We start from the raw sequence: 21,081 nt of genomic DNA, 5'->3' as shown, positions 1-21,081 counted from the left end.
CACCGTCAACCATGAGGGGGGAATGATGCGAATCAACATTGAAAACCCTGCTGCTGCCAATGCCAGCAGGCTTGAGGAGGCGTTTGCCGGGCTATTTACCCAGACGCAGGCGCTGGGTTTTGACGCGGTGATTTATGACTACACGCCGGTTCCGCGCTCGCTGGAAGGGGCGCTGATTACCCCGTCGCTGCTGGAGATGCGTAACGTGCCGGAGGATATGCGTCGCTTGTGGTGCGAGCGCGGGTACTACCAGGTTGACCCGGTGCAACACTTCGCGCTGGAGAGCTGCGCGCCGTTTGTCTGGTCCTATCAACGCCCGGACAGCGGAGCGCTTAATGGCAGGCTGGATGATAACGCCCAGGAAGTGACGCATTACATGCGCGATCACAATATGCCCTGCGGTGCCACGGTGCCGCTGCATTTGCCCCACGGCGGGTTTGTCACCCTGACCGGCATTGTCGCCAGCCAGCAGCGAGCGCGCGATATCAGCGACACGCTGGCGCAATTAACTTTTATCGCCCACCGTTTTCAGGAGTCTGCCTTTCCGCTGTTTGACGCCTCAATGCTCACCTGCCGCCACGTCAAATTGAGCAACCGCGAGCGCGAGTGTCTGGCGTGGTCAGCCGAAGGATTAACGGCGAAAGAGATTGCCCGCAAGCTGCACCGCTCGGTGGCAACCGTGACGTTGCATCTGAATACGGCGGCAAAGAAACTGGGCGCGACCAACCGCGTACAAGCGGTGGTGCGGGCGCTGCACTACCGTCTGCTCGACAGCTAATAACTAGCAATTTTGCTAGTGTTCAGCGCCGCCTTCGGCGTTCTACCCTGAAAGCCAGTTCACTTAACAGGGTAGACGTCAACTATGTATACCATTCGCGAAGGCTACGTTCCCTTCCGGGAATATCAGACCTGGTTTCGCATCTGCGGCGATCTGCAAAACGGGCTAACGCCGCTGGTGGTGGCCCACGGCGGCCCCGGTTGCACCCACGACTACGTTGATGCATTCAAAGATATCGCGGAAACCGGCCGGGCGGTGATCCACTACGATCAAGTGGGTAACGGCCGTTCAACCCATCTGCCGGATAAAAGCCCCGATTTCTGGCAACCCGGTCTTTTTCTTGATGAGCTCAACCATCTGCTGCAGGCGCTGGAGATTGCCGACGATTACGCGCTGCTCGGCCAGTCCTGGGGCGGGATGCTGGCGGCAGAACATGCGGTGACACAGCCGCAGGGGCTAAAAGCGATGGTGATTGCCAACTCACCGGCCTCGATGGCGCTGTGGCTGGAAGGCGCGGCGAAGCTGCGCGCGCAATTACCGCCAGATGTGCAGGACACGTTGTTAACTCACGAGGCGGCGGGTACGGTAGATAGCGCAGAATATAAAGCGGCAAGCCAGGTATTTTATCAGCGCCATGTATGCCGGCTAAACCCGTGGCCTGCGGAGGTGCAACGCACCTTTGACGCCATGGAGGCGGACCCCACTGTTTACCACGCGATGAATGGCCCCACCGAATTCCACGTCATTGGCAGCATGAAAAACTGGACGATTATCGACCGGTTAAAGCAAGTGCGCGTGCCGACTTTATTGATTTCCGGGCGCTACGACGAAGCCACGCCGGAAGTGGTGCAACCCTTTAAAGACCACATTACCGGGGCGCAGTGGGTGATTTTTGAATCCTCAAGCCACATGCCCCATGTCGAAGAGCGGCCGTTGTGCATGAAGACCGTCAGCGACTTTTTACTGGCCACATGCTGAGGCTGTTTGCCCACACCAGGTTGTGTTGTTAAGCGCCGGCCAGGCGCTTTTTTTATGCACGCATTGCGGTGTAGAGCGAACACAGCGCCTGCAAACTTTTGGTGCCGGTGCGCTTCATTAACCCGTTACGCTGCACGCTGACGGTGGTCGGGCTGACGCCGCGAATGCGGGCAATATCCTCCACCGAATGTCCGCGCAGCAGCAGACGCATAATTTGCTGTTCGGCGCTGGTGAATTTAAATGTGCCGTGGTTGTAACCGGGCTGCTGGTTCTGTGCAGATAACAAACTCATCACTTCCAGAGCCTGACGCAGCTCTTCGACGCGTAACCTTTCGGCCAGACACAGTTTCACCAGACCCGGGAAAAGTAGCGACAGCGAGTCGAAATGACGTTCTGAGGAGATAAAAATCGAGTAGTGCGCGGGGGGACGGGAGAAAAACAGCGAGTACATTTCCACGATGTCCATTCCCGTGGTGACATATATAGCAGGCGCACCACTGCAAAAACGGCTGCCCTTTTCCCTGCTAAGTTGTCTGAGTATTTTCTCAATACCATAAATGAAAAGGCGATCCTTCCCGTAGATAGTCATGTAGGTACTCCAGAGGGTAATGTTTTATTATTTTCCTCTCCGCTAACGGAGGCATGGTCTTTTTCCTGAATGTGCTGGATGCGTTCAGTCAGATCAAGTGTGATTCTGGCTCGTTTAATGTTTGTTTAGTTTGCGACAACACCCATCACCCTGATTTCGTTTCCTCACTCTCCCTGATGGGCTCAGTGTATTGCATTTTGTGTCAAATGTTCGCCTTTTATTCCAGGAATAAATTTATTGCGCTATTTATTGAGCGCGCTAAACCCTACAAAAACGCATACATACACCTTTGCATGTATTTTGGTTAATTAATTGATTTTAAATAACTTTAATCAATTAAGATTATCTTTATAACCCGCAAAATAATAATTTCCCTTCTACTTTTAAATGTTCGATCTCAGTCTCAAAACATCATTTCAAATTGTGTAAAAGTCCGTTCCACTTGATAGGATAAAGATATCTTAATGCAGACAAAACCGTATTTTGTGTGGTGAATCCCCCTAAGCGGAGGGGTCATGCTGATATGAGGTTATCCTCAATAAAGTTTCATTTTTATGGACGGATTGAGGCGATCGGCACTCAATTCACCGGGAGGCACCCGGCACCACACGCCACTTTAAAAGTAACGTTAGCGTTGCTGTTGTGATCGGTAATAACTGAAACGAAACTATATTCGGCATAATTATTATGCTTGCTAATTATATCAATTTGCACTGAGAGTGAATTAACCATTCCTCTTTGAATTAAAACCATCTGCATTTTTCGCAGAGAACATCTTGTACCTTTTGACTATAAATAATAGGGGATATTATGTTGCGCACTTTGTTATTAGTTACTGTACCTTTTATGAGTATTGCCGCTCAGGCGGTAACATTTGATTATCGCCATGAATTAAATGATAGCGGCGGTAATAACCACAAAGATCGTTTATTAATGTCGCACCGTTTTGCTAACGGTTTTGGTTTATCGCTGGAAGGCAAATGGAAAGGTTCGCAAAATAAAGATAAGGCGTATCACGAGACGGTCAGTAATGGTACCGAAGTGGTGGCCAGCTACGTCTATAAAATTAACCCCACCTTCCAGATTGAGCCGGGTTTTTCACTAGACAGTAGCTCCTCGTCAAACAACTATCGCCCGTACCTGCGCGGCAAAGTGAATTTTAGCAATGACGTTGGCGCAACGCTGCGCTACCGCCCGTACTTCAAGCGTAACTCCAACAACATCGGCACGGCAAAAGATACCAGCGAAAACGGCTATAACCTGACTGCCGCCGTGTCGTGGAAAATTTTCGGTGATTACCAACTCGATTACGAACTGGATTACAAGCATGCCACGTCCGCCGGCGTACTGATTGCAGATAATGAAAACTACGACTGGACGCACGATCTCAAACTGACATACAAACTTGATAAAAACTGGTCTCCGTATATTGCAGTCGGCAACGTTTCCGGCAGCAAATATACCGATGAGCGTCAGACCCGTTATCGTGTCGGTGTGAAATATAATTTCTAATTAATCATTGCAGGGTAGCAAACATAAATAAGGGTTTCGGCAGAAATCCTTATTTTTAGCTAAGAGGCGAATAATGAAACTGTCAAAAATAGCACTGGCGGTCGGTCTTCTCGGTATCTTCTCCTGCACGGCATTTGCGCAGGAGAGCGCACGTTTAAACAGCGTAAAAGCGTTTGCTGACACGGTCATTAATAAAGCCGGTGACAAATATCACAGCAATGTGCCACTGCTGGCAGATGGCGTTGATCCGCGTACCGGTAAACAGATGGAGTGGGTCTTCCCGGATGGAAAAACGGCGGTACTTTCCAACTTCTCCGCACAGCAGAATCTGATGCGCGTGCTGGTGGGTCTGAGTAACCTGACGGGTGACGCGAAATATAAAAAGCGGGCGGAGGATAATGTCCGTTACTACTTCCAGCATTACCAGGACAAAAGCGGGCTGCTGTTATGGGGCGGGCACCGCTTTATCGATCTGAAAACGCTTGAACCACAAGGGCCAAGCGAAAAAGAGATGGTCCATGAACTGAAAAATGCCTACCCCTTCTACGACCTGATGTTTGCCGTGGATAAACCGGCAACCGCCCGCTTTATACGCGCGTTCTGGAACGCACATGTGTACGACTGGAAAATTCTCGAAACCAGCCGCCACGGCGAATACGGCAAAGAGATGGGCAAATTGTGGGCCAGCCACTTTGAACAGCAACCGCCATTCTTCGCCACCAAAGGGCTGAGCTTTCTTAATGCGGGCAATGACTTAATTTATTCAGCTTCGCTGTTGTATCACTACGATGGCGAAAAAGGCGCGCTCACCTGGGCGAAGCGACTGGCCGAGCAGTATGTGTTGCCACGCGATAAAAAAACCGGGCTGGGCGTTTATCAATTTACGCAAGCGCTGAAACGCGCCGAAACCACCGACGACACCGATACCAACTCGAAATATGGCGATCGCGCACAGCGCCAGTTTGGCCCGGAATTTGGTCCCGACGCGCTGGAAGGCAATATGATGCTGAAAGGCCGCACCAGCACGCTCTACTCCGAAAACGCTCTGATGCAGTTAGCGCTGGCAAAATCGCTGGGCGCGGAGGGCAACGACATCAAAAAGTGGACGCTTGATGGCCTGAAAGCCTTTGCGCATTACGCCTATGATGAGAAAACCAACACCTTCCGCCCGATGCTGGCAAACGGCACCGACTTGTCGAACTACACGCTGCCGCGTGACGGTTATTACGGCAAGAAAGGCACCGTGTTAAAGCCTTATCCGGCAGGAAATGAATTCCTGCTCTCCTATGCCCGCGCCTGGACACTGGCACCGGACGCGGAGATATGGAAAGTGGCGCGCGGCATTGCCAAAGGCCAGGGGCTGGGTGATATCGGAGAACCGGGCGGCAAAAATAGCAAGCTGGATCTGAACACCAAAAACAGCGAGCCGTATGCCATTTTTGCGCTGATCGATCTCTGGCAATCTACGGGCGACAAAGGATACCTGACGCTGGCTGATAAAGTGGCGGACAATATTCTGGCGACAAAACGGCTGAATAATTTTTTCATCGATGATCCACAGTATATCTATGCCAATGTCGACAATATCGCCCCGTATGCGCTGCTGGCGCTGGAAGCGGCCATGCGCGGCAAACCCGATGCCGTTGCGCCATTTATTAACGGCGCAGGCTTTACCGAAGGCGCGTACCTGCTGGCGGATGGCAGCGTGCGCTACTCCACGCGTGATGATGAGTTGTTCATGCTCAAACCGGGTGAGCAGTTGAAACCTAACGGTAAAAAGTAATCCCCTCACCTCTCACGGCGCGCCCGTGGGAGGTTTTCTTGCCCCGCTTTTTTCCCTTCGCATGCTATTCTGGCGGCGTTCATGACGCCTTTTCAGCGATAATGTCGAACAAAAAATGTATTAGTCACCGTAATCCCGGATATAACAACCCGGAATTTCCCTGCGTATTATTAGCAGGCAATTTTATTTAACGCGGATTAAATAAGATAGCGACCTTATTATCCGGTCACTAAGACATAATTATCAAATTGAATTTAATAAGACTTAATTCAAATTAAATATTGGTAGCCGATAGAAATAACCTTTTCAAGTAATTGCTGAAAAATAATAGACGCCTGTTATGAATTCAGATAATTTATGTGATCGAAGTCCAGGAATAATATCCTGCACTCTGATTAATTATATTTAAGTTGATTGATATCAATATCCACAAAATAGAACATCTTTTCAAAAAGTTAAAAGACCGTTTTATTAACGCCAATCGCGTTCTGGTCAGAATGTCATGGAGGGTGAAATAGCCAGAGAGCTGGGCCAATGCCAACCTGAGGGTAATTTCTATTACCGGGGAAACATCATGAAAATACTTCGCGACATAACTATCCGCAAAATGTTGATCATCATTTTATCGCTTTTCAGCATTATTTGGGGACTGGCAACCGTTCTGACATTTCACAATTTTTCGACCATTGATCAATTGCTGGCGCAAAACGCCGGGCAAAAAAATGCCTACGCCCTGTTGGTGAAAGGAAACGATCAATATTTCCGCACCGTAACCCGCATGCTGCGCGCCATGGATTACCAGCAAACCGGCGATGACGAAAATGCGACTAAAACATTCGCCTCCGCTGAAAAAGCACTGGCCATTACCCAGGATATGCTGGCGAAGTTTCGCGCCAGCCAGCATCCCGGTGTTGATAGCGAAACCGTTGCCGCCATGATCCGCGACTGGGACGCCCTGCTTAACAACGGCATAGTGCCAATGCTGAACGCGGCCAAAAATAAGCAAACGGATACCTTTCGCGACTTATTTCGCAAAACTTATCCCCCGCTGAGCGTGCAGTTTGGCGCAACGGCGGAAAAATACACGCAAGCGATTCAGTCCAACGATTTACTGGATCAAACACAGGCGCAGGTGATCTTTAATAAATATGTGCTCGCTGCCGCCTTAATTGCCGGTATCTTCACACTGTTTCTCACCGACCGCTACCTGGTGAATTTCCTGGTCAAACCGATTCGTGCGATCCAGACACATATGGAAACCATGGCCGCCGGTAAACTGAATCACGAATTGCACGAATTTGGACGTAACTGTGCGGGCCAGTTGATTCCCTTCATCCGCACCATGCAGGAAAACCTGCGAACCACGGTGGAAACGATCCAGGAGAGTTCGAGCAGCATTTACCGCAGCACGAATGAGATCAGAGAAGGCAACGAGGAGCTTTCCGGGCGTACCGATCAGCAAGCCGCCGCGCTGCAACAGACCGCCGCCAGCATGGAAGAGCTCACCTCCACCGTGCGTAATAACGCGGAGAACGTGCGCGAAGCCCGTAAACTGACGGAAAACGCTCAACAGACTGCGCAAAAAGGCGGCGAAATCACCGCAACCGTGGTGAAAACCATGCACGGGATTTCCGAAAGCTCGCAGAAAATTGCTGACATCACCAACGTCATCAACAGCATCTCGTTCCAGACCAACCTGCTGGCGCTGAACGCGGCGGTTGAAGCGGCCCGCGCCGGGGAGCAAGGCCGTGGGTTTGCTGTGGTCGCCAGTGAAGTACGTGCGCTGGCAAGCCGCAGCGCGCAGGCGGCAAAAGAGATCGAAACGCTGATCCATGAATCCGTCTCCCGCGTCAAAACCGGAGCCGAACAGGTTCAGGAAGCCGGTGGAGCCATGTCAGTGATTATCAACTCCATTGAACATGTGAATAAATTGATGACGGAGATTTCCGTCGCCTCCGATGAACAAAGCCGGGGTATCGACCAGATTGGTCAGGCGATGACCGAAATGGACGGCGTCACACAGCAAAACGCCGTGCTGGTACAGGAAGCGAAAGCTAACGCCGTCTCGCTGGAAAAAGAGGCCGAGCGCCTGAACAAAACCATCGCCATGTTTGATTCTGGCGTGAAAGAGAACCGCCGTAACGTACAGCCGGGCAGAAGCCCGTTACGCCAATCGCCGCAGCTGGCGCTGGCTTCCTCATCCACCGGTGAGAGCCGCGATAACTGGCAATCTTTCTAAGCCAATTTATCTCCTTTCACCACGCCCGGGGCTGCACGCCTCGGGCGTTTTTTTATTTATATTACAAATATATAACGCATTTATAATGCGGTGATTTTGATAAATGGCGGAAATATATCTGTGTGCTAAATTTCTCTTAGACCAATCGGGGAGGGATAACGCATGAAGTTCAATGATGAGCACACGGGACTCATTGGATTAGCCATTGGCGCGGCCGTGATCGGCCTTGTTTCAGAACGCAAAGCCATTAACCGCGACAGCATCGTGCAGGAAATTGAACGACAAGGCAGAAACAGGGGCGATGGCGTAGAAGATGACGTCTTCCTCAAGGCGGCAGAGTTAGTGCGAAAAGGCGTATAGCGGGCTAATAGCGGTGAGCCTGGCGGAATAACAAGCTCACCGATTCATGCGTTATTTAACCGTTCCTTTCACACCGTGCGGTTCGGCACGGCGATACTGCGGCGCGATATGTACCGCACCGTGCAGGGCGGCAGCGGCATGCCACGGCCAGCGTGGATCGTAGAGCGCGCCTCGTGCCAGCGCGATAAGATCGGCCTCCCCTTGCTGCAAAATATCTTCGGCATGTTGTGGCTCGGTAATCAACCCCACAGCGATAACCGGCATACGCGTCTGCTGACGCAGCGCTTTGGCAAACGGCACCTGATAACCCGCCGTCACCTTAATGCTTTGTCGCGGTGAAAGCCCACCGCTGGAGACGTGAACATACGCGCCGCCCAGGGCTTCAATTTTTTTCGTCAGTACCGCCGATTGTTCCAGATCCCATCCGCCTTCTACCCAGTCAGTCGCCGAAATGCGAATGCCCACGGCAACGGAAGCCGGTACCGCTTCACGCACGGCGCTAAACACTTCCGCCGTGAAACGCAGGCGATTTTCAAGGCTACCGCCATACTCATCGCTGCGCTGGTTAGAGAGCGGCGAGAGGAACTGATGCAGCAAATAACCGTGCGCCGCGTGGATTTCAATCACCTCAATACCCAGCGCCACCGCGCGCAGGGCACTGTCGACAAACGCCTGTTTAACCCGCGCCAGATCTTGTTTCGTCATTTCAAGCGGCGGACGTTCAGCCGGATCGTGCGCCAGCGCAGAAGCCGAGATCGTTTGCCAGCCGCCCTCCTGCGGCGAAAGCTGTTTTCCGCCCAGCCAGGGCGCGCTGACCGACGCTTTACGCCCGGCATGACCTAGCTGGATACCGATTTTCACCGGCGAGTACTGGCGAATATCGTCCAGCACCACGCGCAGCGCCTGCTCGGTTTCGTCATCCCACAGGCCGAGATCCTGCGGCGAAATACGCCCCTGCGGCTCAACGGCAGTAGCTTCGATAATCAGCAGCCCCGCGCCGGAGAGCGCCAGATTACCTAAATGAATGCGATGCCAGGCGGTCGCTTTGCCTTCTTCGGCGGAGTACTGGCACATCGGGGCGATAACGATGCGGTTATCCAGCGCCACATCGCCAATATTAATTTCGGTGAATAACTGACTCATATCTCATCCTTTTCCGGTTTCGCAAATGGCACTCCCGGACGGCAACAGTGTGAATGGTTTGCATGACTTTCAGCCAATTTTCCGGGCTTGTCTTTGGCGGCACGTGCCCTTTTCACGGCATTTACCTTTGATAACATAATGAAATGACAAACGAATTATAGCTGCGTGACGCCGCGTGCTGCGGCCTCATCCCGCCATCTCAACAACAAAGAATAGTCCTGTCGCGTGACCACGCTAAAGCCGCCAATCAATGCTGCGGCACAGGTTTTGTGAAAACGCGCGTCACTGACCAGTTGCTGCAACGCCTCTCTTAGCGATGCGAGCGTGGCGGCGCTGCTCTGCTGCGCGGTGATCAGCGGCAACCCCGGCGCTAACGGGCTTTGCGCTACCACACGCAGCCCACGCAACAACGAAGGTTGGAGGCGTTGCAATAAGGCGTAGGTGACACAGTCGATGGCGGCGATATCCGCCGTACGGTTGTGCAGTGCCAGCAGCGATTGCCGGTGGCTGCCACTGAATTGAGGAGCCTCGGCGAAAAATCGCCCTTCGCCCGGAAGCCGCGAAACCAGATAACGCAGCACGTTATAACCTGATTGCGAATCGGCGGAATTACACACTGCACGGCGACCGCGAAAATCGGCAAGCGACGTACCGCGTTCCTCATCGCGCGTCACCAGCAGGCTGCGATAACAAAAGCCTTCACAGCCTGGCGCAAGGTAGTGAAAGCAGCCAACCAGTTGCACATCCGGTAATTGCGTCATCAGCGGGTAGCCGCAGGTCTGGCTAAGTAGCACATCATCACCCTGCCAGTGGGCAAGCAGATCGCTTTGCGGCCACATCTGCTGCGCCGGGAGCCCGCGCGCCGCCAGCAGTTCGCACAACGCCTCGCCCAGCGCGGCGGTTTCTGGCTGCGCGATGTTATACATCGGCAGGGCAATATTATTCACTGCGTACTTTGCTGGCGGGGTGTGCATTGACCTCTACCGGGGTGAAGAAAAACTGCCGTAACCATTCACTATAGCCGCGCACCAGAAACCCGCTATTGCGTTGCTGGTACGCGGCTTTGTCGCGCAGGTAAAGCGTTCGCAAGCCGTACCACGGTACGGCGGGAAGATCGTGATGCACAGAATGGTAGTTGAGGTTGAGAAACAGCAAACGCCACGGCCACGCGGCTTCGTTGATTACCGAGCGCGCTAACGGATCGTCTGCGGCGCGGTGTTCAAGAAAAGATCGCACTTTAGTGATAGCCAGCGCCGGATAGCTGACCACCAGTACATACCAGATAACGGGAAAATCACACCGGATAAGCCAGGCAAAAGTCACCGCCAACAGCACGCCGTGTACCAGCCACATCAGCATGGCTTTACCTTGCCGCACGCGAAATGCCGCCACCATTCCTGCCAGCAACTGCGCAATATCCAGCGCCGGCGCCAGCAGTAAACGGCCGGCAAAGGTATTACGCAACTGGATCAGTTTCCGCTGCCAGCGCGTCAGGCGATGCCAGTGTTGAGTAGAAAAATAGTAGGATTCCGGGTCATCTTCCGGCAGCGTCAGTAAGTGCGTACGGTGGTGCGCCAGGTGCGAATCGCGATAAATTCCGTACGGATACCATACCGCCAGCGGCATCAATCCCAGCAGTTGGTTGAACCAGGCCCAGCGCGTGGGATGCCCGTGGATCAGCTCATGCTGTACCGATAAATACCAGGTGGTGAAGAGGATCAGAAGCGTGGTTGCCGGCAACAGGCCGAGTGTTTTCCAGTACGCGAGCGTGCCGAACCAACCGCTATACACAGTGACAATCACCAGCCAGGTAGGCAGCTCGCTGCGCCACAGCCAGCTGCGGGATAACCGCCGGACGGCGTCCCGTTGTTGTTCATCTAAATAGACCGCGCTGCTTTTCGCCATTCACTCGTCCCCCCACATTCTCATGTCGCCACGATGTGAGAGAACACCGGAAATAACAAAGTATTTAAATGGCTTAGCTATTGCTGAAAATCGCTTAACGCGCCAGCCACGCAGGCCACTTTGCCGCGCGGATCATCAATATGCTGCAGGGCAACATCATAGCGAACACCCTGGCGGTGAAGAATGCGCACATTGTTCACAACCGTCGCCAGCGCCTGGAGAAAGGTTGTCGCGTTTTCGTGGCGCTGGTAGGCGGCTTCATCTTGCCAGCCTTCCACCAGGTGAAAGGCGTTGGCATCGGCTAAATCCTGCGCGAAGGCATAGTAGATACAGCCCGGCAGTGCGCGCGCCGCCGCCATCTCGGGCACCACGGCATCGATAAAGGTTTGCCTGTCCTCAGGGGGAACACGATAGTAAGCACTAACAACAATACCGGTAGCAGGCAGTTTGTTATGGTCGGCGCTGGAAAAACGCAGCCTGGCAGGTGTGTTCATAATGGTTCCTCAGTGGGAAATGAATGATGCGGCTTGCCGACCATTACGGCGTGTTGATAAATACCCAAAGGCTGGCAAGTCTGCCATCGCGCACGGTGAAGATATCCTCGCCGCGTATCAGGTTCGGCTTCTCCTGCGGGCCATATCCCCAGGTAACACGTCCTAAACCGTGGTTCCACGTCACCGGATCGGGTGTGAACAAAAAACCGGAATGTTCACGCTGCACGCGAGAAATCAGTGCCGCGACATTCTGAAACCCGGTTGCCACATCGGCGTAATCGGCAACGAAAAAATCGTCGGCATAGACCGCCGAAAATATGGCGATCGATTGTTCAGGGCGTGCGCCATTCCAGATAGCAAAATGCTTGTCGATCAGATGCTGAGCGACCAAAAGCGCGGAAGTGTGCATATTCTGCTCCTGCGGTGCGGGCTGGCGCAGAGACGGCCAGCCCGGTGTGGTGAATTAGATTTGCGCCATGCCGCCATCGACGAACAGCTCAGCACCATTGATAAAGCTGGCAGCATCCGAAGCGAGAAACGCCACGACTTTGCCAATCTCTTGCGGTTCACCTAAACGCCCCAACGGAACCTGGGCTGCGAGCGCGTCAAACAAGCCCTGGCGATGCTCATCCGGCACCAGTTCACCTAAACCTGGCGTGCGGATTGGGCCCGGGCTAACCACGTTAACGCGGATACCGCGCCCTTGCAGATCCAGCGCCCATGAACGGGCAAAGTTACGAACCGCCGCTTTACTGGCGCTGTAAACGCTGAAACTGGCGGTGCCTTTCACCGATGTGGTGGAGCCGGTAAGAATGATTGAAGCGTTGTTCACCAGCAGCGGGAGCGCTTTTTGCACGGTAAACAGCACTCCACGCACGTTGGTCGCAAAAATGCGGTCGAAATGCTCTTCCGTAATCGCCCCCAGCGGCATCATGTCGCCGCCACCGGCGTTAGCAAACAGGATGTCGAGCCGCCCGGCGCTTTTCGAAATCTGGGCAAAGACAGCATCGAGATCCGCCATTACCGACGCATCGGCGCGAATTCCGGTGGCGCTGGAACCAATGCGTTCAACCGCTGCGTCCAGTTCCGCCTGGCGACGACCGGTAATAAAGACACGCGCCCCCTGCTCTGCCAGCTCTTGTGCGGTTGCCAGACCAATGCCGCTTGTCCCGCCAGTTACCAGTGCGATTTTGCCATTCAGTTGTGTGCTCATTGTTGTACTCCTCGGTTCAGTTAAGGGATGTTCCTGCAACAGACCAGCTTGCCGTCTCAGGTATGGCGCTACTCTACCTTTGACGTTTTTATTGAAAAATACCGAAAAATGAAAATGACTATTCACCTCTGTGTATAATCAACAGCACACCAACGGAGGAACTCGCATGGATCAATTACTGGCAATACGCGCTTTCGCCCGCGTGGTCGAAGCAGGGAACTTTACCCGGGCGGCGGATTCGCTGGAGATGCCCAACGCGACATTGAGCAAACTGGTGCAGGAACTGGAAGCGCATCTTGGTGTGCGGTTATTGCAGCGCACTACACGCCGCGTAATGGTGACGCCGGAAGGGCGTGACTATTATGAAAAAACCACCCGTATACTTCGCGATCTCGACGATATTGATGGTTCGTTCAATGCCGCACGCGGCACGCCAGGCGGGCAGCTTCGCGTCGATATTGGCGGCTCTACGGCGAAAGATGTGTTGATCCCTGCCCTGCCGGATTTTCTGGCGCGCTATCCGGATATTCGCCTCGATTTAGGCGTTGCCGACCGCACGGTGGATCTGATTAGCGATAATGTGGATTGCGTGATCCGCGGCGGGCCACTGGATAGCTCATCGCTGATTGCCCGCCGTATTGGCTCTGCCACGCTCATTACCTGTGCAACGCCGGAATATCTGAAAACATTTGGTACACCGGCCTACCCGGAGGAGCTAAAAAACGGTCACCGGCTGGTCAGCTACCTTTCGCCGCAAACCGGCAGAGCGTTTCCGTTGCGTTTTGAGCGCGATGGCGAGAAAACCGAAATCAAAGTGGCGCACCGGATTGGTATTAATGAGAGCAACGCACATCTCGCCGCCGGGATGGCGGGGCTGGGGATTATCCAGACCTTCAGTTATTCACTCGGTGCCGCGCTAAAAGCGGGTACGCTGGTGGAGATCCTGCGCCCGTGGCGGCCAGAGCCGTACCCTTTTCATGTGGTGTATCCGCAAAACCGCCACGTTACGCATCGTCTGCGGGTGTTTATTGACTGGCTGCTGGAGATATTCCCCCAGCGGGTGGGAAAATAACCGCGAAATAATCCGCAACACCTTTGTCCTGAATCTGCTTATTCGCACGCAAAAGCGCCAACGCAGCGATAACGCGTATCCGCGGCTGCGGTTGGCAGCAATGCTTTAGTGATATTGAACGGTGAATTTATCGTGCCGCGCGTTTTCTCGCAGGCTGAACGTTTTAAAAAATAGGATAGGGATAAGGCCAGGCAGTTTCAGTTTAATATCCTTAATACCCGCGAACAGGATAAAACCGACACGTCATCATTTATGCGACACGCGGCATGCGCCACAACGCGCGATATCCAGCAACGCAATTATTACTGTATGTAATTAAAAGATGAGTATGAAAAAGGAACCACAACTGACGGTCAATAAGGTGGGTTTTTATGATTTCCGATATCAACTGGAGTGTGCCGAGCCTGCCACCAATCGAGAATATTCTCAATAGCGTCTGGCGCGGACAAAATTTCTTAGCGACATATTGTGGAAAGACCTGAGCTATCCATATGTGTTCATGTTTAATGAAGCATTTAGCCGCGCTGAAATTGCCGCTTGCGCTAACGCAAATCAAAAAGAAAAACGCGCCAGTTCAGCGATAACGTTTACCGTTTCAAACAAGCGCTATACCTGTAATGACTCCTTGTTAAGAAAAATCTACACCTGACAAGCGAAAGTCAATGCAAAGATATAGGTTATTTCGTGATGAACAAGCGGCATTAACTAACGATTCCGATAAAAATAACCCTTAAATTCTGTGGCTTTTTTTAATGCCGCATTGGTACTAAATTACCCTGAGCAAGATACTTCCAAAGTCATAGGGTTGCACAATCACATATATATTTGCTAAAACCTATAATTCCGTATTGATTTTTATGTCGTTATCACTAAAAATTAATTCCGATAGATTATTCATTTTTCCGCACACGGAGTGACGCTATGTCAGAAGCACTTAAATCACTTAATAACATTCGCACCCTGCGAGTTCAGGCCCGTGAGCTTACCCTTGAAGCTCTTGAAGAGATGCTTGAAAAACTGTCAGTTGTTGTTGAAGAACGTCGTGAAGAAGAATCTTCTCTACGTAAAGAACAAGAAGAGAAAGAAGCCAAGCTGGCTGCGTTTCGTCAAAAACTGCTGGATGAAGGTATCGATCCAACCGAACTTTTATCCTCGCTGAAAGGACAAACGACGAAATCAAAATCTGTTCGTGCACCACGCCCTGCCAAATATAAGTATATTGATGAAGACGGCACGGAAAAAAGCTGGACCGGCCAGGGCCGCACGCCGAAAGTGATTGCCAAAGCACTGGAAGATGGTAAAAAACTGGAAGATTTTGCCATCTAAAAATAAAGGGTTTGTCTTTATCCCACCCTGCATTTTTATCGCTTTCTAACGCAACATCTGCATGCGTTATTGTTCCCCGCCGCCCCGGCGGGGATTCTGTTTTTGTTGTTCAAAAGACCACTTCAGCCTGCACACCAAAACTTATTTGATAATCCTTACCGTCGTTAAAGCTCTGGCTATCGATCTCATGCTCTAACGCTTTCAGGTAAGTACTATAGAGGCGAAGTTCCGGCCGGGAATTAAGAATGCTGGTATCCACTTTATACACCTGCGCCAGCGTCACCTTATAACCAGATTCATCCGATGTGGAATTATTGACACGATTTTTCTGCGTGAAATACCCCAACTCCAGCGCCGTCTGCATGTTTTGATTCCAGATCCATGACGGACGAATAACCGCACGCGCGGTGGTAAAGTCCGTATGCGCCCCGGTATATGTCGAGTAAAGATCGTGACCGCGACCATACACCAGCGCGTGCGCCATGATAATCTTCTCCCCCAGATAGAACTCCCCCTGATCAACTAACCGCCAGCCAATACCGCCGCTGTGAATACCGTAGTAAGAACTGTTGTAATCAAAATCCGGATTGGCGCTGGAAATATTCATAAACTGGCTGGCAAGGGAGTTATTTGCCACTTGCAGCGTCAATTCATTTGAGCCTTTCAGAATGGGCTTACGCAAAATCGCCTGCCCAAGCCAGGAGGATTTCACCTCATAATAATCATTATCTGCCTGCGCTTTTTTCTGCTCATCCGTCTGGTTAGCAAACGCATATTTCGCGCCAAGCTCCAGCGTCGTATTTTCCATGACAGGAAGATTCTTGTAGCGAACTTCAGCGATATTGACGTTAACCTGCGTGGTGTCGCTACAACTGGAAGAACCCGCCGCACAGACTGTACTGTAGTTATCAATATCGTTACGCGTTATTGCCATACTGAGTGCGCCAACCGGCAGCTTCCAGTTTTCAATCCCTACGCCTGCACCGGAAAGTGTGCGATTGCTTTTCCAGTCCAGAAGCTGAATTTCATACTGTGGCAGCGTATGCTTCCCCACCCAGACCGAAGCCTCCGGCGCAAAAGGAAGTAGCCCGTTGCCTTCAACATAGAGCTTACTCAGTTTGCCCATACCGCCGCCCGACATCCCTTTTTCAAAGGACTCATTACTCTGGGTTAATCCGAGATCGCCCTCAAATTGCACATTCGCCCAGATAGATTTGTCGCCATCGCGCCATGCCCGTTTTTTTAATGACAAGTTGTACCAACCGTCATATTCGTTACCAAAACGCCCCAGCGAGCCCACTGCCCAGGATTTCGGTCCGCCATTGGTGGTGGTTGCCCAACCCGAGCGGAAATAACCGGAATATTTAAAGCCGGTATCGTCCTGCACATATTGGCTTATTTTTTTCAGTGTCCCAGGCGATAGCTCCGGATCCGCTTTCGCTTGCGCTGCCGAAGCCTGCACCGTCGCAGTAGATTGCGCCGCAGGCGCGGCTGACGAGGCAAGGTTGCGTTGCTGCGCGCGATCTTTTTCTTCATAGGCTTGCAGTTTCTGCTGCGTAACGCGCAACTGCGCTTCCAGCGCCGCCATGCGCTGTTCAAGCGTTAGCGGCTGCGCCGTTGCCCCGCTGCTCGCGCCGTAACAGGATAATAACGCCACGGCAATACATGTCTTTTTAGAAATTATGTTGTTCACCTTCATGAGTTCCCCTCGGTATTGCCCCCAAAAAACAAAAAGACCCGCAACCGACGGAAAACACGCCGTCAGTTGCAGGTCTCGCCTGAATAAAATCAGTAACGTCCTGTGGGGGTAGATCACTTAACGCATAAACACGTTTAACAGCTTGCGGCGACAACCGCCCCCGCCGCAAATAACCTCCCGCACGCCGCGAGAGTTACACCAATAGCGCCATTACCGGCTCGCCAAAACGGGAATGGGGTTTATCGCTAATGTGGAATTCGCGCCAGGCTTCGCTGTTGGTAATGACCACCGGCGTCACCGTGTCATAACCCGCCTGTTTAATTTCATCGAGATCGAAGGTCAGCAGAAGCTGGCCTTGTTTGACTTCATCGCCTTCATTCACCTGCATATGGAAATATTGCCCCTCGAGTTGCACGGTATTAATCCCGACGTGGATCAGGATTTCCGCACCCGCCGTGGAGCGAATGCCAATGGCATGACCGCTGGCGAAGGTGCTGGCGATATGGCCGTCGACCGGAGAATAAATCCGTCCCTCATCCGGAATAATGGCAAAGCCCGGCCCGACAATACCGGCCGAAAAGACCTTATCATCCACTTCTGTCAGCGGAATTACCGCGCCAGAAACCGGCGCGGTAATCTGCTCAGGTGCCAGCGCAACGGTTTTCGGCATCACCGGTTGATGCGCGGCATGCTTTTTTCCATCCGCAGACGCGACAGGCATCGCTTGCACGGAAGGTTCGTCAAAACCCACGATCAGCGTCAGCACCAGGCTGCCAATAAACGCCACGGCGCAGCCGATAAGAAAACCGATAAAACCGTCGCCATAGAAGATAGGCAGCGTCAGCAACCCAGGCATCCCCATTGAAATCGCCGAGCTTTTGGCATATCCCACCACTGCACCGCCAAAGGCCGCCGCGATCACCGCGCAGATAAACGGTTTTTTCAGCTTCAGGGTGACGCCGTAGACGCCCGGTTCGGTAATGCCGAACAACGAGGCGATAAAAGTACTGCCCGCCAGCGCTTTCAGCTTTTTGTCTTTCGCGCGCAGCATTACCGCCAGCAACGCACCGGACTGGGCGAAAACCGAGGGGCTGGAGGCAGCTTTAAGAAAGCTGTGTCCCATTACCGAAATGTCGTTGATAAAGACGGTAACAAAGCCCCAGTGCACGCCGAAAATCACCAACACCTGCCAGGCGGCAGCCATCAGTGCACTGGCGATAATCGGGTTGAAGCCGTAAATCGAAACAAATAAAGACGCGACAAACTCACTGATCGAAATGCCAATCGGCCCGATGGTCATTAACGTAAGCGGCACCATCAGCGTCAGCAGGAAAAATGGCGTCAGAATATTGCGCACGCTTTCATGAATATGGCGATTGAGAAAGCGCTCAATGATCGACATCAGCCAGACGCTGAAAATAATCGGGATCACCGAACCGGTATATTTCATCATCACCACTGGCAGGCCAAAAAAGCTCACCGGCTGGCCGCCATCAAATAGCCCTTGAATAGTCGGGTAAATAAGTGCGCCGGCAATCGACACGGCAACAAAAATATTGGTTTCAAATTTACGCGCGGAGGTGATGGCTAACAGCATCGGCAGAAAATAGAACAGGCTGTCGGAGGCGGCATGCAAAATAATATAGGTGCTCTCTTTATTGCTCAGCCATCCGGCCGCCAGCACAATCGCCAGCGCGCCTTTTAGTACACCGGCTGCGGCCATCGCACCTAATAATGGCGTGAAAATTCCGGCCACCAAATCGATCAAACGACCTAACAGCGAGGCTGTATTTTGCGCCGGTTCCGCAGGTTGTTTCTTTTTATCATCCTCCAGTAATCCGGAGATGGCGCCAAACGCGCGGAACACGTCCGGCACGCGGTTGCCAATCACCACCTGTAACTGGCCGGAGCCATTCACCACGGTAATGACGCCGTCCAGCGCTTCGAGCTCTGCCAGCCGCACTTTACTGCTATCGATAATTTTAAAGCGTAAACGCGTCGCGCAATGTACCAGCGTCGCAACGTTGCTCTCCCCACCTACCAGCTGCAGAATATTTTCTGCCAGTACTTTGTTATTCATAATGAGACTTCCCGTTTCACAAACGACAGTAATAATCAGGACACCCTGGTGTTGCCTGCATCCGCTGGCCAGCTGGAAAAAAGCAAAAAAAAACCTGGATAAAATAGTGTGTAAACACACTGCTTTATCCAGGTCTCGCCCAGAATTTCTCTGGTGACGTCCTTAACTAACGCCCTCTTTCTAACAAGCCGCGCAGGCAATTACCACCGCAAATGATCAATTTGTGAAAATCATCACGCAAATAGCGTTGCCACGGAATTGAACAGCCAGGCAAATACAGAACTCCGGTCACATTTATCAAAATTATGCATTGTCTACCTGAACGACGCTCTTTATAACCATGCCCACAGGACGTTACATCACCTTTGGCGAAACCTGCTTTCCGTTGCTCCACCAGGCAACGGAAAGCAGGTTTTTTTGTTTTTTAAGAGAGGGAAAAACATAATGTCACTTCCAAAAACGCTATTAAGCACCTTACTGGCGCTCTCCCTTGGCGCGGCCAGCACTACCCTACAAGCCGCTACCGAACAACCCGTGACCGGAAAAACCCGCATCCTGATTTTGTCTGATATCGGCAACGAGCCCGATGATTCGCAATCGCTGGTGCGTTTTTTGGTGTACAGCAATGAGTTTGATGTCGAAGGGCTGGTCGCCACCACCTCCACCTGGCTGCGTGACAAAGTGAACCCGCAGATGATGCTCAAACGCATTGATGCCTATGAACAGGTGTTGCCGAATTTACGCAAACATGCCAACGATTACCCCAGCGCTGATGCGCTGCGCGACGTCGTGCGTGCTGGTCGCGCGGGTTACGGCATGGATTATGTCGGCGCGGGAAAATCTACGTCGGCGTCACAACTGATAATCAACGCCGTGGATAAACACGATGCGCGCCCGTTGTGGATTGATGTCTGGGGTGGCGCGGTCGATCTGGCGCAAGCGCTATACGATGTGCGGGCGACGCGTTCACCGCAAGAGGTGGCGGCGTTCGTGAAAAAGATCCGTGTCTATGCCATTTCCGATCAGGATAATACCGGCGAGTGGATCCGCGCGCAGTTCCCGGATCTGCGCTATATCACCAGTATTCATGCGTGGAATGATTACTTTATTGCCACCTGGACAGGCATGTCGTCGCGTTATGCCGAAGGCGGCGATATGCACCAGGTGAACAACGACTGGCTGGCGAAAAATATTCGCAACCAGGGCCCGCTGGGTACGCTTTACCCGGCAATCGAGTACACCATGGAAGGCGATACGCCCTCGTTTCTCTACTTGTTGAATAATGGGCTGAATGCGCCGGAACACCCGGAGTATGGCGGCTGGGGTGGGCGTTTTGCAGCGGTCAATCCTGATAGTCGCAGTGGTTTGCGCACCAGCACCTCGGATACCGTGACCGGCATTGACGGTAAAAGCCGCCGCACTGCCAGCGCCACTATCTGGCGCTGGCGCGAAGCGTTTCAGAATGATTTTGCCGCGCGGATGGCATGGAGCGTTACCCCCGAGGTGAAAAAGGCGAACCACAACCCGCAGCTGGTGCTCAACGGTAAACCCGGGACGGAGATAGTGACATTGCAGGTGAAACCCGGCGAGGTGGTGACGCTGTCGGCGAAAGGCTCGCATGACCCGGATAACAACCGCCTGAGTTACCGCTGGTGGCAGTATAAAGAACCCACCGCGACCAGCATGGGCATCCATTTCGCACCAGAATTGACGCTGGAGAACGGTGATTCACTCGATGCCCGTTTTACCGCACCGCAGGTTAAAACGGCGACGCCGTTCCACATCATTTTGCAGGTGCAGGATGATGGCAAGCCGTCACTTTTCGCCTACCGCCGCGCGATTGTCACCGTGACGCCATAAGCGCTAAATGCCGGATGGGTGTAAGCCACATCCGGCATCTCTTGCGCTCA

18 protein-coding genes are annotated in these 21,081 nt (G+C 52.6%); 9 read left to right on the top strand and 9 right to left on the bottom strand.

Translation table 11 applies throughout. The features are described from left to right. The first annotated feature begins 22 nt into the window (after positions 1-22). Positions 23-778: a LuxR family transcriptional regulator gene (locus IP581_RS05820; RefSeq protein ID WP_228007818.1), complete on the top strand. Its 756-nt coding sequence runs from the start codon at positions 23-25 to the stop codon at positions 776-778. Positions 779-862: 84 nt separating this feature from the next. Beyond that, positions 863-1,756, top strand: coding sequence for a proline iminopeptidase-family hydrolase (locus IP581_RS05815; protein ID WP_193821971.1), 894 nt, complete (start codon positions 863-865; stop codon positions 1,754-1,756). 52 nt (positions 1,757-1,808) lie between these two features. On the opposite strand, the gene IP581_RS05810 is transcribed toward IP581_RS05815, so the two are convergent. Next, on the bottom strand, positions 1,809-2,345 hold the full coding sequence (locus IP581_RS05810) for a helix-turn-helix transcriptional regulator (protein WP_086871278.1): 537 nt from the start codon (positions 2,343-2,345) through the stop codon (positions 1,809-1,811). Positions 2,346-3,155: 810 nt separating this feature from the next. On the opposite strand from IP581_RS05810, the gene IP581_RS05805 reads away from it, so the two are divergent. The 4 genes from IP581_RS05805 (at position 3,156) to IP581_RS05790 (ending at position 8,239) form a co-directional block, all read left to right on the top strand. Next, positions 3,156-3,857 (top strand): oligogalacturonate-specific porin KdgM family protein, encoded by a 702-nt coding sequence (locus tag IP581_RS05805; RefSeq protein WP_097400503.1) that lies wholly within the window; start codon positions 3,156-3,158, stop codon positions 3,855-3,857. 73 nt (positions 3,858-3,930) lie between these two features. Beyond that, positions 3,931-5,640 carry a pectate lyase gene (locus IP581_RS05800; protein WP_193821970.1) on the top strand — a complete coding sequence of 570 codons (1,710 nt, stop codon included), beginning with the start codon at positions 3,931-3,933 and terminating at the stop codon, positions 5,638-5,640. A 574-nt stretch (positions 5,641-6,214) separates the two neighbouring features. Continuing rightward, positions 6,215-7,879 carry a methyl-accepting chemotaxis protein gene (locus IP581_RS05795; protein WP_193821969.1) on the top strand — a complete coding sequence of 555 codons (1,665 nt, stop codon included), beginning with the start codon at positions 6,215-6,217 and terminating at the stop codon, positions 7,877-7,879. 162 nt (positions 7,880-8,041) lie between these two features. Continuing rightward, complete coding sequence (locus IP581_RS05790; RefSeq protein ID WP_020456882.1) at positions 8,042-8,239, top strand: hypothetical protein; 198 nt, start codon at positions 8,042-8,044, stop codon at positions 8,237-8,239. Positions 8,240-8,290: 51 nt separating this feature from the next. On the opposite strand, the gene IP581_RS05785 is transcribed toward IP581_RS05790, so the two are convergent. The 6 genes from IP581_RS05785 to IP581_RS05760 all read right to left on the bottom strand — a co-directional run bounded on the left by IP581_RS05785 (position 8,291) and on the right by IP581_RS05760 (position 12,994). Beyond that, on the bottom strand, positions 8,291-9,382 hold the full coding sequence (locus IP581_RS05785) for an NADH:flavin oxidoreductase/NADH oxidase (protein WP_193821968.1): 1,092 nt from the start codon (positions 9,380-9,382) through the stop codon (positions 8,291-8,293). A gap of 155 nt (positions 9,383-9,537) precedes the next feature. Then, on the bottom strand, positions 9,538-10,356 hold the full coding sequence (locus IP581_RS05780; RefSeq protein WP_193821967.1) for a phosphate/phosphite/phosphonate ABC transporter substrate-binding protein: 819 nt from the start codon (positions 10,354-10,356) through the stop codon (positions 9,538-9,540). Beyond that, entirely contained in the window at positions 10,322-11,287 is a 966-nt protein-coding gene (locus tag IP581_RS05775) for a fatty acid desaturase (protein ID WP_193821966.1), read from the bottom strand. Before IP581_RS05775 ends, IP581_RS05780 begins: the two co-directional genes overlap by 35 nt. Before the next feature lie 77 nt (positions 11,288-11,364). Beyond that, entirely contained in the window at positions 11,365-11,781 is a 417-nt protein-coding gene (locus IP581_RS05770; RefSeq protein ID WP_193821965.1) for a putative quinol monooxygenase, read from the bottom strand. A gap of 43 nt (positions 11,782-11,824) precedes the next feature. Then, entirely contained in the window at positions 11,825-12,190 is a 366-nt protein-coding gene (locus IP581_RS05765) for a nuclear transport factor 2-like protein (protein WP_193821964.1), read from the bottom strand. Between the two features lie 54 nt (positions 12,191-12,244). Continuing rightward, a complete protein-coding gene (locus IP581_RS05760; protein WP_193821963.1) occupies positions 12,245-12,994 on the bottom strand; it encodes an SDR family NAD(P)-dependent oxidoreductase in 750 nt (249 codons plus the stop codon). A gap of 166 nt (positions 12,995-13,160) precedes the next feature. On the opposite strand from IP581_RS05760, the gene IP581_RS05755 reads away from it, so the two are divergent. Both IP581_RS05755 and IP581_RS05750 read left to right on the top strand, forming a co-directional pair. Beyond that, positions 13,161-14,066, top strand: coding sequence for a LysR family transcriptional regulator (locus tag IP581_RS05755; protein WP_086871261.1), 906 nt, complete (start codon positions 13,161-13,163; stop codon positions 14,064-14,066). Positions 14,067-14,987: 921 nt separating this feature from the next. After that, the gene (locus IP581_RS05750; protein WP_017455745.1) at positions 14,988-15,392 is read left to right on the top strand and encodes an H-NS family histone-like protein; all 405 of its coding nucleotides are present in this window, start codon (positions 14,988-14,990) and stop codon (positions 15,390-15,392) included. A 109-nt stretch (positions 15,393-15,501) separates the two neighbouring features. On the opposite strand, the gene IP581_RS05745 is transcribed toward IP581_RS05750, so the two are convergent. Together IP581_RS05745 and IP581_RS05740 are read right to left on the bottom strand one after the other, a co-directional pair. Continuing rightward, a complete protein-coding gene (locus IP581_RS05745; RefSeq protein WP_193821962.1) occupies positions 15,502-17,091 on the bottom strand; it encodes a carbohydrate porin in 1,590 nt (529 codons plus the stop codon). Positions 17,092-17,284: 193 nt separating this feature from the next. Further along, positions 17,285-19,171: a beta-glucoside-specific PTS transporter subunit IIABC gene (locus IP581_RS05740; RefSeq protein ID WP_193821961.1), complete on the bottom strand. Its 1,887-nt coding sequence runs from the start codon at positions 19,169-19,171 to the stop codon at positions 17,285-17,287. Positions 19,172-19,615: 444 nt separating this feature from the next. Between IP581_RS05740 and IP581_RS05735 the strand changes: the two genes are divergently transcribed. Beyond that, positions 19,616-21,031 (top strand): DUF1593 domain-containing protein, encoded by a 1,416-nt coding sequence (locus IP581_RS05735; RefSeq protein WP_193821960.1) that lies wholly within the window; start codon positions 19,616-19,618, stop codon positions 21,029-21,031. The last annotated feature ends 50 nt before the right edge of the window (positions 21,032-21,081 follow it).

It is taken from the genome of Kosakonia pseudosacchari (genome assembly GCF_015167415.1).
Taxonomy (GTDB): domain Bacteria; phylum Pseudomonadota; class Gammaproteobacteria; order Enterobacterales; family Enterobacteriaceae; genus Kosakonia; species Kosakonia pseudosacchari.
This window is presented reverse-complemented; position numbering and strand designations above follow the sequence as displayed.

Coding starts and splice junctions, on each gene's coding strand:
- IP581_RS05820 (WP_228007818.1), top strand. CDS start 23: ATGATGCGAATCAACATTGAAAACCCTGCTGCTGCCAATGCCAGCAGG.
- IP581_RS05815 (WP_193821971.1), top strand. CDS start 863: ATGTATACCATTCGCGAAGGCTACGTTCCCTTCCGGGAATATCAGACC.
- IP581_RS05810 (WP_086871278.1), bottom strand. CDS start 2,345: ATGACTATCTACGGGAAGGATCGCCTTTTCATTTATGGTATTGAGAAA.
- IP581_RS05805 (WP_097400503.1), top strand. CDS start 3,156: ATGTTGCGCACTTTGTTATTAGTTACTGTACCTTTTATGAGTATTGCC.
- IP581_RS05800 (WP_193821970.1), top strand. CDS start 3,931: ATGAAACTGTCAAAAATAGCACTGGCGGTCGGTCTTCTCGGTATCTTC.
- IP581_RS05795 (WP_193821969.1), top strand. CDS start 6,215: ATGAAAATACTTCGCGACATAACTATCCGCAAAATGTTGATCATCATT.
- IP581_RS05790 (WP_020456882.1), top strand. CDS start 8,042: ATGAAGTTCAATGATGAGCACACGGGACTCATTGGATTAGCCATTGGC.
- IP581_RS05785 (WP_193821968.1), bottom strand. CDS start 9,382: ATGAGTCAGTTATTCACCGAAATTAATATTGGCGATGTGGCGCTGGAT.
- IP581_RS05780 (WP_193821967.1), bottom strand. CDS start 10,356: ATGCACACCCCGCCAGCAAAGTACGCAGTGAATAATATTGCCCTGCCG.
- IP581_RS05775 (WP_193821966.1), bottom strand. CDS start 11,287: ATGGCGAAAAGCAGCGCGGTCTATTTAGATGAACAACAACGGGACGCC.
- IP581_RS05770 (WP_193821965.1), bottom strand. CDS start 11,781: ATGAACACACCTGCCAGGCTGCGTTTTTCCAGCGCCGACCATAACAAA.
- IP581_RS05765 (WP_193821964.1), bottom strand. CDS start 12,190: ATGCACACTTCCGCGCTTTTGGTCGCTCAGCATCTGATCGACAAGCAT.
- IP581_RS05760 (WP_193821963.1), bottom strand. CDS start 12,994: ATGAGCACACAACTGAATGGCAAAATCGCACTGGTAACTGGCGGGACA.
- IP581_RS05755 (WP_086871261.1), top strand. CDS start 13,161: ATGGATCAATTACTGGCAATACGCGCTTTCGCCCGCGTGGTCGAAGCA.
- IP581_RS05750 (WP_017455745.1), top strand. CDS start 14,988: ATGTCAGAAGCACTTAAATCACTTAATAACATTCGCACCCTGCGAGTT.
- IP581_RS05745 (WP_193821962.1), bottom strand. CDS start 17,091: ATGAAGGTGAACAACATAATTTCTAAAAAGACATGTATTGCCGTGGCG.
- IP581_RS05740 (WP_193821961.1), bottom strand. CDS start 19,171: ATGAATAACAAAGTACTGGCAGAAAATATTCTGCAGCTGGTAGGTGGG.
- IP581_RS05735 (WP_193821960.1), top strand. CDS start 19,616: ATGTCACTTCCAAAAACGCTATTAAGCACCTTACTGGCGCTCTCCCTT.